Origin of the sequence: Clostridium sp., from assembly GCF_026168755.1 — a bacterium.
Classification (GTDB): domain Bacteria; phylum Bacillota; class Clostridia; order Clostridiales; family Clostridiaceae; genus Clostridium.
Genome location: NZ_JAPFDR010000063.1, coordinates 1 through 12645, shown reverse-complemented (window position 1 = coordinate 12645; position 12645 = coordinate 1). Strand labels below are relative to the sequence as shown.

At 29.0% G+C, this 12645-nt stretch carries 6 protein-coding genes; 4 read left to right on the top strand and 2 right to left on the bottom strand.

The window, feature by feature from the left end; all coding sequences use genetic code 11:
• Positions 1 to 317 precede the first annotated feature (317 nt).
• Positions 318 to 920: a hypothetical protein gene (locus Q0Y03_RS14070; RefSeq protein ID WP_297714443.1), complete on the top strand. Its 603-nt coding sequence runs from the start codon at positions 318 to 320 to the stop codon at positions 918 to 920.
• A gap of 57 nt (positions 921 to 977) precedes the next feature.
• Here Q0Y03_RS14070 and Q0Y03_RS14065 read toward each other — a convergent pair whose 3' ends face one another.
• Entirely contained in the window at positions 978 to 2882 is a 1905-nt protein-coding gene (locus Q0Y03_RS14065; RefSeq protein WP_297714441.1) for an NAD(+) synthase, read from the bottom strand.
• A 332-nt stretch (positions 2883 to 3214) separates the two neighbouring features.
• Here Q0Y03_RS14065 and Q0Y03_RS14060 point away from each other — a divergent pair, with 332 nt between their 5' ends.
• Complete coding sequence (locus Q0Y03_RS14060) at positions 3215 to 3643, top strand: NfeD family protein (protein WP_297714440.1); 429 nt, start codon at positions 3215 to 3217, stop codon at positions 3641 to 3643.
• 1 nt (position 3644) lies between these two features.
• Complete coding sequence (locus Q0Y03_RS14055) at positions 3645 to 4589, top strand: SPFH domain-containing protein (RefSeq protein WP_294139726.1); 945 nt, start codon at positions 3645 to 3647, stop codon at positions 4587 to 4589.
• A gap of 70 nt (positions 4590 to 4659) precedes the next feature.
• Here the strand turns inward: Q0Y03_RS14055 and Q0Y03_RS14050 are convergent, their stop codons facing one another.
• Positions 4660 to 6837, bottom strand: coding sequence for a UvrD-helicase domain-containing protein (locus tag Q0Y03_RS14050; protein ID WP_297714438.1), 2178 nt, complete (start codon positions 6835 to 6837; stop codon positions 4660 to 4662).
• Between the two features lie 305 nt (positions 6838 to 7142).
• On the opposite strand from Q0Y03_RS14050, the gene Q0Y03_RS14045 reads away from it, so the two are divergent.
• Positions 7143 to 12461: a glycoside hydrolase N-terminal domain-containing protein gene (locus Q0Y03_RS14045; protein ID WP_297714437.1), complete on the top strand. Its 5319-nt coding sequence runs from the start codon at positions 7143 to 7145 to the stop codon at positions 12459 to 12461.
• Positions 12462 to 12645 lie beyond the last annotated feature (184 nt).

Below are 12645 nucleotides of genomic sequence, written 5' to 3'. Positions count from 1 at the left end.
TTTTACGTGATTCTGTGTTATTATTTGGGTAGTCCATAGTGATTATCCTCCGTGTTGGTTTTGTTTGGCAATTAAATCATAACACAGATAATCCACTATGGATTTTTTTATTAGTTCAATTTCATTTTACAACAAGTCAAAAGAAATTAATTAAAATGGTAGAAGAAAAGTTAAAAGAAATTAGAAAGTAATAAAAATAGGGAAGCTAATATTTTTATATTAACTTCTCTATTTTTTTGTTATATTTAAAGTAATTTAGAGGAAATTAGAATAAAATGTAGAATAAATAGGTGTAAGGGTAAATAGGAGGAGATAAAATGAGAAAAAAGATAAAGCAAATATTAATTGTAATAATAATTGCACTAATATTAATAATAGGATTTATAGTATTAAATTTATATAATAAGGGGTTTAAATTTTATACATATACTACAGAAAATTATATAAAGGATCAAATTGAAGGAATAATAGAGATAGATAATGGTCAAGATTATAGCGGAAAAATTGAAGAGTTATCAATAAAAGATATGAATAGTTCATATTTAGGTTTTTTCTATATTAAAGATAATAATGAAAATCAATGCGTAATTGCAAAATATAAGGAGTGTTTTAATTTAGGGAGTCATACTGTATTAAATTTAGATAAGGTAATAAAAGGAAGTAATTCTGTAGCTATGGTAGATTTGTCTGAAGACAACAATAATGATTTACTTATATTAATTTCAGCAGATGAAGATAAATATGAAAGTTTAAATATAGTTTCATTAAATGATGAAGAAGTTTTAGATAACATTACATTAACAGATGAAGGAATAAAAGAGTTTGGTGGAGAGCTTTTAAAAGATAATATATATTTATTACAATATAAAGCTGATGAATATAAAGAAATTGGAATAGAATTAGTAAAGAAGAGTGAATAATAAGTTTCACTCTTCTTTTAGTTAAAGTTTTAAATTTTAATTAATATCTAAGTATATTTATTTAAAAGAATTAAATGAAGCATCGGATGGCATTCTCCAATCACCACGAGGGCTAAGAGAAATTGAACCAACTTTAGGACCATCAGGTAATGCACTTCTTTTAAATTGTTGAGTAAAGAATCTATAAATAAATTTATCAAGCCATTTTTCAATTTCTTCTTTAGAATAATCATCTTTAAATGCAGCTTCAGCTAAAAGTAATATTCTTTCTTTAGATGATCCATGTTTTATAAAGTGATAAAGGAAGAAATCATGAAGCTCATAAGGTCCTACAATATCTTCTGTTTTTTGAACAATATCACCCTTATCACCTTTTGGAAGTAGTTCAGGGCTAACAGGTGTATCTAAGATGTCTAATAATGTATCAGATACTTCTTTATTAGATTCTTTTTCAGCAACATATCTAACTAAATATCTAACAAGTGTTTTTGGAATTGAAGGATTTACAGAGTACATACTCATATGGTCACCATTGTAAGTACACCATCCAAGAGCTAATTCAGATAAATCTCCTGTACCTATTAATAGGCCACCTTCTTTATTTGCTAAATCCATAAGAATTTGAGTTCTTTCTCTAGCTTGAACATTTTCATAAGTTACATCATGTATATCTTTATTATGTCCAATATCTTTAAAGTGTTGAAGAGCTGCATCAACTATATTTATTTCTCTTAAGTCTGTACCTAATTCATTGCATAAAGTTAAGGCATTATTATAAGTTCTATCAGTTGTACCAAAACCAGGCATAGTAATTGCTATAATATTTTTATTGTCAATTCCTAAAAGCTTGAAAGTTTTAACTACTACTAAAAGAGCTAAAGTTGAATCAAGTCCACCTGAAATACCTATAACAGCTCTTTTTGGTCCTGTATGCTCTAAACGCTTAGCTAAGGCAGAAGATTGGATATTAAATATTTCTTTACATCTTTCTTCTCTTTCATATTCATTTGAAGGTACAAATGGATGTTTATCAACATATCTATCAAAGTTTGTAATTTTAGTGCTATTAAAACTGAAATTTATGAGCTTTGATTTAAAAGGAACAATTTGAGAAGATGATCTATAGCTTAAGTTTTTTAATCTTTCTGAATTAAGCTTAAATACATCAACACAAGATGTTATTATTTCATTTTCTCTTTGGAATCTATCATTTTCTTTTAATATAGAACCATTTTCACTAATAATTAAGTGTCCACTAAATAATAAATCTGTAGTAGATTCATGAACACCAGCAGATGAATATATATATGAAGACATACATCTAGCGCTTTGATTAGAAACCAATGAAACTCTATAATCTTTTTTACTTACTAACTCATTAGAAGCAGATAAATTACCAATTATATTTGCTCCTAATAATGAAAGATAAGAACTAGGAGGGATTGTAACCCAAAGGTCTTCACAAATTTCTACTCCAAATTTATAATCACCAGCACAGAAAATTAAGTTTGTTCCAAAAGGAATATTTTGTTGGAATGGTAGACTTAAAATTTCATCTACTAGCATAGCAGCTTCAGTAAACCATCTTTTCTCATAAAATTCACTATAATTAGGAATATAGGATTTTGGAACTATACCAAGAACTTTTCCATCAAAAATAATACATGCACAATTGTATAGGATATTATTATGTACTAATGGACATCCAACGGCTATTAGCATGTCTTTATTACGGCTTTCTTCACAAATTGTTTTTAAACCATCAATAGCTTTATTTAAAAGTGATGATGTTAAAAATAAATCACCACAAGTATAAGAAGTTATAGATAGCTCAGGAAAAACTATAAATTTAACTTCTTGCTTATAAGCATCTTTTATACAAGAACATATATTTTCAACATTATAAAGAACATCTGAAACTTTTGTCTTAGGGCAAGCAGATCCTACTTTAATAAAATCCATAATATCATCTCCATTACATTATATAAATTTAGTATTGTATTATATGGCTAATAAAATACATATAAGTAAATAATAAAAGGAAAACCTTAGAAAATCAATTAATTTAAGCAAGGTATATAATCAAATTTTAAAAGGTTATTAAATAACTCATTTAGCGATAAAAAATAACTTGAAAAACATTAACTTATATAGTATAATAAGTTTATACTTAATAATTGATTTAAGATATTAAAAATACAAAAAAAGAAGTATATGGTATATAATAAAAGTATATAAATACTAATAAGTAATTTTGTTAGTATTTTAAAATAAAGTTGAAAGGGGGAAGAGAAATGGTTGAGGTAATTATTTGGATTTTAGTTGCTATCTTTGTAATTGCTATTGACGTTGTTACAAGTAGTTTTATTTTCATGTGGCTGTCAATTGGAGCTTTAGCTGCCATAATACTTTCTTTATTAGGTATATCAGTTTTGTGGCAAGTAATAGCGTTTTTAATTGTTGGCGTCGTAACTATTTCTATTGGGTATCCTTGGGCAAAGAAAAAATTTAAAGCTGACGTAAATCAGGTACTAACAATGGAGCAAACATATATTGGAAAAGAAATGGTTGCTACAGAAGATATGGAAGAAACATCAAAGATAAAAGTAAGCGGTATTTATTGGACTGCTTATAATAAGGGGAAAACTATAAAAAAAGGTGAAAAATATACCATTACAGGTATAGAAGGAAATAAATTAATTGTAATTTTAAAGGAGGATTAATATGACAGGATTAATATTTTTAGTAGCATTATTAGTAATTGTTTTCTTATTGCTATTGTCATCAATTAAAGTTGTTAACACAGGTTATTTATATGTAGTAGAAAGGTTAGGGCAGTTCCATAGAATTTTAGAGCCAGGATGGCACTTTATAATTCCAGGTATTGATTTTGTAAGAAAAAAGGTATCAACTAAGCAACAAATTTTAGATGTACCACCACAATCAGTTATTACTAAAGATAATGTTAAAATTTCAGTAGATAATGTTATATTCTACAAAATGTTAAATGCAAAAGATGCAGTATATAATATTGAAGATTATAAATCAGGTATAGTTTACTCAGCAACAACTAACATAAGAAATATCCTTGGGAATATGACATTAGATGAAGTATTAGCAGGAAGAGATAGTATCAATCAACAATTATTAGGTATTATTGATGAAGTTACAGATGCTTATGGTATTAAAGTACTATCAGTTGAAATTAAAAATATAATTCCACCAGCTGAAATACAACAAGCAATGGAAAAGCAAATGAAAGCTGAAAGAGACAAGAGAGCTATGATTCTTCAAGCAGAAGGTTTAAGACAATCACAAATTGAAAAGGCTGAAGGAGAAAAGCAATCTAAGATTCTTGCAGCAGAAGCTGAAAAGGAAGCAAATATTAGAAGAGCAGAAGGTTTAAAGGAATCACAATTACTTGAAGCAGAAGGTAAAGCAAAGGCAATTGAACAAATAGCTATAGCAGAATCAGAAGCTATTAGAAAAGTAAATGAAGCTATTATTGAATCAGGAACTAATGAAACAGTTATAGCATTAAAACAAGTTGAAGCTCTTAAAGAAATGGCTAATAATCCAGCTAATAAGCTTATATTACCAAATGAAACATTATCTTCACTTGGTAGCATAGCTGCTATTGGAGAAATGCTTAAGGGGAGCAAGGAATAGTTAGTTATTAATAAAAATAAGAATGGGGCTGTGGCACTAAATAATTAGTGCACAGTCCCATTTAAAAAGTCTAGGTATTAATTATAGTATATAAGCTATTATCTTTATGAAGTACTGATTCAAGTGAGGTATTTGTAAATATATGAAGTTCATGTAATGCTCTAGTACAAGCTGTATAGAATAAATGCTTATCTTCGTTAGATAAATAATTTTCGCCATCAGCTAAAATTACAGCATCAAATTCTAAACCTTTTGCTATATAAGATGATATTATATTAACTCCAATCTTAAATTCACACTTATCACTTACTATTAAATTTACATCAGTACCAATTGCTTTTAATGAAGAATAAAGTTTTTCACAGTTTTCTTTGTTTTTACAAATAATAGCTATTGATTTAAATCCTTTATCTTTCATTTCAGTAATTTTATTAGCAATTCTTTCATTTAAGTTATTATTAACTAAATAAATAGTAGGATTCTCTCCAATTCTATCAACAGCTTCAATAGGTTCATGAGTATCTAAAATATTCTTTGTAAAATTAGTTATATTTGCAGTTGAACGATAGCTTTTAGTTAATACTACAGTTTTAATGTCGTTAAAAATATTAGTAATGCCATCTCTGCTTTTTACATTTGAATGCTTATCAATTCTTTGGTTTAAATCTCCCATAATAGTTAAAGATGCATTTGGGAATGAATTTTTAACTATTTCATAGAATAAAGGGCTATAATCTTGACATTCATCTACAAGAACATGCTTCATGTTTCCATAACTTCTAAAGCCTTCTAAGGCAGCTCTAATATAAATTATTGGAGTAATATCTTCATATTTAACTTCATTGTTGTTTAAAGATTTTAATGTAATATTTTTTATATCAGTTAAATCTAAATCAGTATACTTTTCTATATTGTTCCAAAGTAATTTGTATATAGCAACACTATCTAATGTATCAATCATAGAATCAACTTGAATATCAACTTGATTTTTACAGTAATCATAGAAAGTTTTTTTATCCTCTACATAATCAAAATGTGAATTATCTTTTGAAGATAAATATTTATTTTCAACTTGTGAAAATAAACTTTGCTTAATAACATCAATTCTATTTAAGAATGGAATATCTTTAAATCTTTCAAAGAATGTATTTTCAACAGATTTTTTACTAACTATTTGAGTTCCTTCAATTATTATTGGTTTAGCATTTGTTATAAATTTTGGAATATCTAAAGTAAAGTTATTTAACACATTCATAAATTCTAAAGTATTTTTATATTCCATAGATTTAGTTCTTTTGTTAAATTCATTTAAATCCCTTATATTAGAATAAATATAATCTAAATGATCATTTTTACTTTCATATAAATAATTTGTAGGTAAAAATCTTTTTGAATAAAGTTCAAAAGTAGTTTGACGAATATTACTTTCTCCAAGCTCAGGTAATACATCAGATATATACTCTGCAAAAACTTCATTTGGACTGAAAATTAAAATATTTTCTGCACTTAAATTTTTTCTGTGTTTATATAGTAAATAAGCAGATCTATGAAGTGCTATAGAAGTTTTACCAGAACCAGCGGCCCCTTGTATAAATAATACTTTACTATCATCACTTCTAATAATATCATTTTGTTCCTTTTGAATAGAAGCAACTATGTTTTTAATTTTATCTGTTGCATTTCCGCTTAACATAGAAGTTAAAGCTTCATCACATAAACTCTCATTAGAGTTATGAATAAACACTATTTCACCATTTTTTATATTATATTGTCTTGTAAATTCGATTTCACCATGAATTCTTCTAACTGGAGCATCATAGTGTGCAGGACCAGCTTCAAAATCGTAAAACATATTAGCAACAGGGGAACGCCAATCAAATACAAAAATATCAAAGTTATCTTCATCTTCTACCGTAGATAATCCTATATAAAAACTTTCAGTATCTTCTCCATCTTCTTTAAAATCTAACCTTGCAAAGTAAGGATTAGATAGTTGTTTTTCTAAAGTTCTAATTCTGGAAATCTTCTTTGAATGAAGTTGTTCGTTTAAGGCTACTTGTCCACAGTTTTCATTAATTTCAATTTCATCAAGTTCATTTCTATTGTCCCAAAGAAATTTTCTATGCTTAATTATTTCTTTATCTTGTTCTTCACTAGAAGTTCCATAACTTTTTAAAAGTTCATTTATTTTTTCTATTGTATTTTTTAAATATACTTTTTCATCATGTAGATCTTTTCCAACTAGCATTTTATCAATCTCCTTATAAATACGGTCATTAAATTTTAATGTTTATATTAATTTGTGTCAAGTAGATAAATTTTAATTGAAAAAAATAGCAAAATATTGGCATAAAATATAATAAAATTGTGATTGCATTGACCAATAAAATCATCTTTGTTAGCATAAAGTTATATAGAAAGATATAGCAAAATAACAATGGTGAGATGGAGTTTATTCATAAAAAGAGTCGATGAATTTAAAGAAAAAGAAATATAAAGGAGGGATATTTTATATTAAGAAATTAAAATTTTTATAGAAAATGGGGGAACTTTATGAGAAAAAAGGGAAAAAGAATTTTAGCAACAGTGCTATCTACAATAATGTTTACATCTTTATGTCAGACAGCATTTGCAGAAGGAAATTCATATGAAAATTATAAGAATGGTGAAAACGATTTAAAGTTATGGTATACAAAGCCAGCTTCAAAAGGTGCTGAAAATCTGACTGAGGATAATATGTGGCAAGAGTATACTTTACCAATAGGGAATGGTGATATTGGCGGAAATGTATATGGAGAAATTATTAATGAGCGTATAACATTTAATGAAAAGACACTTTGGACAGGGGGACCAAGTGAAAGTCGTAAAGATTATAATGGTGGTAATGTAGAAACAGCCAGTGATGGTAGAGCAATGTATGAGGTATTGCAAGAAATTAGGGAGTTATTTGCACTTCATACTGAAGAGGGAAATGCTAAAGCTAGTAAGCTATGTAATGAATTAATTGGTACTGACAAAGGTTATGGAGCTTATCAAGCATGGGGAGAAATAAATATTAACTTTAAAGATATTGATGAGAGTAATGTTAAGAATTATATGCGTGATCTTGATTTAAAAACTGCAATTTCATCTGTAAATTATACTGAAGGTAATACAAAATATACTAGAGAATATTTTGTAAGTCATCCCGATGATGTTATGGTTATAAGAGTTGAAGCTGAAGGGGATAAAAAGCTTAACTTTGATGTAAGTTTCCCATCTAAACAAGGTGCAACAACAATAGTAGAGAATGATACTATTACATTAAAAGGAGAAATATCTGATAATCAATTAAAATATAATTCACAATTAAAAGTTATAAGTGATAGTGGGAATATAATTGAAGGTAATAATAAATTAACAGTAAAAGAAGCAACTTCCGCAACAATCTATATATCAGCAGCTACAGATTACAAAAATGATTATCCAGTTTATCGTACTGGAGAAACGGAAGAAGAATTAAATGCTCGTGTTGAAGAAGTTATTTCAGAAGTAGTTAAGAAAAGTTATGATGAAGTAAGAGCTGATCATGTATCTGATTATAAAAGTATTTTTGATAGAGTTGAGTTAGATTTAGGACAAGAATTACCTAATATTCCAACAGATGAGCTTTTAAGTGGATATGGAAACAATACAGTTTCTGAAGAGGCTAGAAGAGCTCTTGAAGTAATCTTCTTCCAATATGGAAGATATTTAACTATTGCATCTTCAAGAGAAGATTCACAACTTCCATCTAACTTACAAGGGGTATGGAATAATAAAAATAACCCATCTTGGAGTTCAGATTACCACATGAATGTAAATCTTCAAATGAATTATTGGCCAACTTATTCTACAAATATGGCTGAATGTGCTACTCCTTTAGTTAATTATATTGATTCACTAAGAGAGCCAGGGCGTGAAACAGCAAGAATTTATGCTGGAGTAGAAAGTGCTAAGGATGAAAATGGAGAATATATTGAAGCTAATGGATTTATGGCTCATACTCAAAATACTCCATTTGGATGGACTTGTCCAGGATGGAGCTTTGACTGGGGATGGTCTCCAGCAGCAGTGCCATGGATATTACAAAATGTTTGGGAAATGTATGAATATACTGGTGATATTGAGTATATGAGAGATGTTATTTACCCAATTATGAAAGAAGAAGTTAACTTATATGAAAATATGTTAGTATGGGATGAAGTTCAACAAAGAATGGTTTCATCACCAACATATTCTCCAGAACATGGGCCAAGAACAGTTGGTAACACATATGAGCAAACTTTAATATGGCAATTATATGAAGATACAATCAAAGCAGCAGAAGACTTAGGTGTTGATGCAGATAAGGTTGCAAAGTGGAAAGACACTCAATCTAAATTAGATCCAATTCAAATTGGTGATGATGGTCAAATTAAAGAGTGGTATGAAGAAACTACTTTAAACAGTATTCCAAGTGAAGGATATAATCATAGACATATGTCTCATCTTTTAGGATTATTCCCAGGAGATTCTATTTCAGTTGAAACTCCAGAACTTTTAGATGCTGCTTTAGTATCATTAAATAATAGAACAGACCAATCTACTGGATGGGGAATGGGACAAAGAATAAATTCTTGGGCTAGAGCAGGTCAAGGAAATAAAGCTTATGAATTATTAACTAAGCAATTAAAGAGAGTTGGAACAGGACAAGCTGGCGGAGGTGGTACTTACTCTAACCTTTGGGATGCACATCCACCTTTCCAAATAGATGGTAACTTTGGAGCAACAGCTGGAATATCTGAAATGTTAATGCAAAGCAACATGGGATATATAAACTTTTTACCTGCACTTCCAGATGTATGGGCTGATGGTTCATATGATGGATTACTTGCAAGAGGAAACTTTGAAGTTGGTGCAAAATGGTCAAATGGAAAAGCTTATGAATTAACTATTAAATCTAACAATGGTGGAGATGCAGTAGTTAAATATGATGGATTAAATCTTGCTACAGTAACTAACTCTAAGGGAGAAAATGTAGAGTTTACAATACTTGAAGAAGATAAAATTTCATTTAATACAGAAGTAGGAGAAACTTATATTATAACTGAAATTCCTGTTAGTGAAAAACTTTTAGATGCACCGACTGGATTAGTTGCAGAAAGAATAGAAAGTGATTCTGTAAGCTTAGAATGGAATGCTATAGAAGGTGATGATATTACTTATAATGTATATCGTCAAATTGATAAAGGTGATGTTATAACTGTAGCAAAAGATATTAAAGAAGTAAGCTTTAAGGATAATTCTGCAAGAGATATATTAGGTACATTTACTTATAGCGTTTCAGCTGTAGTAGATGGAAAGGAAACAAAAGTATCAGAAGGTATATCAGTAAATGATTTAAGAAATATGGCTGGATATATTGATGATAGAGATTCACGTATTGTTTACTCTGGTAACTGGGGTGATTGGAGCGAAGATACAAACCATGCAGGAACAATTAAGTATATTGAAGATCCAGTTGGAAATGAAACAGCTACATTAACATTTGTAGGTACAGGAATAGAAGTTATCACTTGTACAAATGCTGATAGAGGTAAGTTTGAAATAAGTATTGATGGAAAAGTTATAGGTGAAGTTGATACTTATAGTCCATCAACAGTAAGACAAGTAACTATATTTTCTAAAGATGATTTAGAATATGGTAAGCATACAATTACAGTTCGAGCAACTAACACTAAATCAGAAGCAGCAAGAAAGACAAAGGTAGAACTTGATGCATTTAAAGTACTAGATTCAACTAAGCAAAAACCAACTTCAGTTTCAGTTGGAACTAAGTCTGGAATAACAACTATAAGTAAAGAAAATAGTTCAGTTCAAATGGTTGCTACAGTTCTTCCAAGTGAAGTAAGCAATAAGGAAGTAACATGGTCAGTAAATGATTCTAATATTGCAACTATTGATGAAAATGGAGTATTAACAACTAAAAATGTTAATGGAACTGTTACAGTAACAGCTACATCAAAAGAAGATGCGTCTGTAAGTGGTTCAATTACTATAAAGGTAGTACTTCCAACAGTAACAGCTGAAGAAATTATAGTTGAAGATGCAACATTAAATGGACCTAAAAATCCAGATATAACTTGGGGTGACAACTGGTCAGTTTGGTCTGGTGAATCAAATAGACATCATGGTGGAACTAAAACAGAAGCTACTACAGGTGCAACGATAACTTATAAATTTACTGGAACAGGAATAGAAGTCTACTCTCAAAAGCATTCAGACTTCTCAAGCTTTGATATTTCAATAGATGGTGAATCTAAAGGAAACTTTTCATTAGAGGGAAGTAGTTCTGGTGATGACCAACAATTAGTTGCAGAATTTAAGGGATTAGAAAATAATGAACACACTATAGTTATGAAGGCTGTAGATAGGGATGGAAAAACTAAAGTTAACTTAGATTACTTTAAGGTATTTAAAGCTATTAATGGTAATATAGTTGATAAATCAGAATTACAAACAGAAATAGAAGCGCACAGTAATAAAGTTGAGGCTAACTATACATCAGAAACATGGAGTGAATTTAAAACTGCATATGATAATGCTGTAACAGTTATGAATAATGATGATTCAACAGATGAAAATGTAACAAGTGCTTTAACATCTCTTAGAGAAAAAGCAAATGGATTAGTAGCTCAAGAATCACAAGGACCAGAAATTCCAGATAGTGCTAAGGTTGAAGCAATTGGAGTTGAAAGCAAGACATTAGTTCTTACATGGCCTTCAATAGATGGAGCTTCAATTTATGAAGTTTATGAAGGTGAAACTAAGGTTGGTGAAACAGTTAATAATTACTATAGAGTTAATGACTTAACTGCAGATACTGAATATAACTTTACTGTTAAGGCTGTAAATGAAGCTGGAAAAGCAACAGCATTTAAAGCTATAACTGTAAAAACAGAATTAGCTGTAGATATAGAGAGACCAAGTAATATAGAGTCAATATCTGTAAAAACTACATCAAAGACAAGTGCTGAAGTTTCATGGAGTAAAGCAACTGATAATATTGGAGTAGTTGGATATAAGGTTTATGTAAATGGAACTCTTAAGGCTGAAGTAGAAGGATTAAATTATACACTTGAAGGACTAGATGAAGGAGTTAAATATATAGTTAAAATAGTAGCTATAGATAAGGCTGGAAATACTTCATTAATACCTGCAAGTGCAAGGTTTATAATTGGAGATGAAGAGGTTCCACCAACAGAAAATAAAGGAGATAAAGCTCAATTAATAAGCTTAATAGAAAAAATTGAAGCGTTAGATTCAAGTAAGTATATAGCAAAAACTTGGGAAAAGTTAGCTAAAGTTTTAGAAGAATCAAAAGCAGTAGTTGCTGATGAAAATGCTTCAGAAGAAGAAGTCTCAAAATCTTATGATAGCTTATTAAGAGTATACTTAGAATTAAGATTAAAGCCAAATAAAGATGCTTTAAATGATTTAATCAAAAAAGCACAGTCTTTAGATTCTAGTAAGTACACAAAGGCAAGTTGGAGTTATGTTGAAAAGGCAGTAGAAGAAGCTAATAAAGTAATAGAAAATGAAGATGCAACAGAAGAAGAAGTTGCAAAGGCTGAAGAAAATTTAAATATTGCAATTTCAGCATTAGAAATAGCATCAAATGATAGTACAAATAGTGCAACTAATAATGGAAGTGATAATAGAGAGGATGGAAAAACAACATCAAATTCAAAGCTTCCAAAAACAGGTGGAACCAATGCTGTTTATATATTAATAGTAGGAGCTGCTTTAGTTGTTACAGGTGGGGTATTCATGTTTACTAGAAAGAAAAAATCTGATAATACACCCAAATAATAAAAGTTAGAATAGAGATTGTATCGAAATATAGTATTATAAAGAGACTGTAGATAATTTTGTGTAATATAGTTTCTTATAAATCAAATATTACTGGAAATTTTGATTTCCAGTAATATTTTTTTATTATCTAGAAATACTAATAATGTGTTTTTCTGTTCTTTTATATTATCTAACAAAAGTT

Bases quoted from the DNA above. Each gene is read 5' to 3' on its own strand.
- Q0Y03_RS14070 (WP_297714443.1), top strand. From the start codon at position 318: ATGAGAAAAAAGATAAAGCAAATATTAATTGTAATAATAATTGCACTA.
- Q0Y03_RS14065 (WP_297714441.1), bottom strand. From the start codon at position 2,882: ATGGATTTTATTAAAGTAGGATCTGCTTGCCCTAAGACAAAAGTTTCA.
- Q0Y03_RS14060 (WP_297714440.1), top strand. From the start codon at position 3,215: ATGGTTGAGGTAATTATTTGGATTTTAGTTGCTATCTTTGTAATTGCT.
- Q0Y03_RS14055 (WP_294139726.1), top strand. From the start codon at position 3,645: ATGACAGGATTAATATTTTTAGTAGCATTATTAGTAATTGTTTTCTTA.
- Q0Y03_RS14050 (WP_297714438.1), bottom strand. From the start codon at position 6,837: ATGCTAGTTGGAAAAGATCTACATGATGAAAAAGTATATTTAAAAAAT.
- Q0Y03_RS14045 (WP_297714437.1), top strand. From the start codon at position 7,143: ATGAGAAAAAAGGGAAAAAGAATTTTAGCAACAGTGCTATCTACAATA.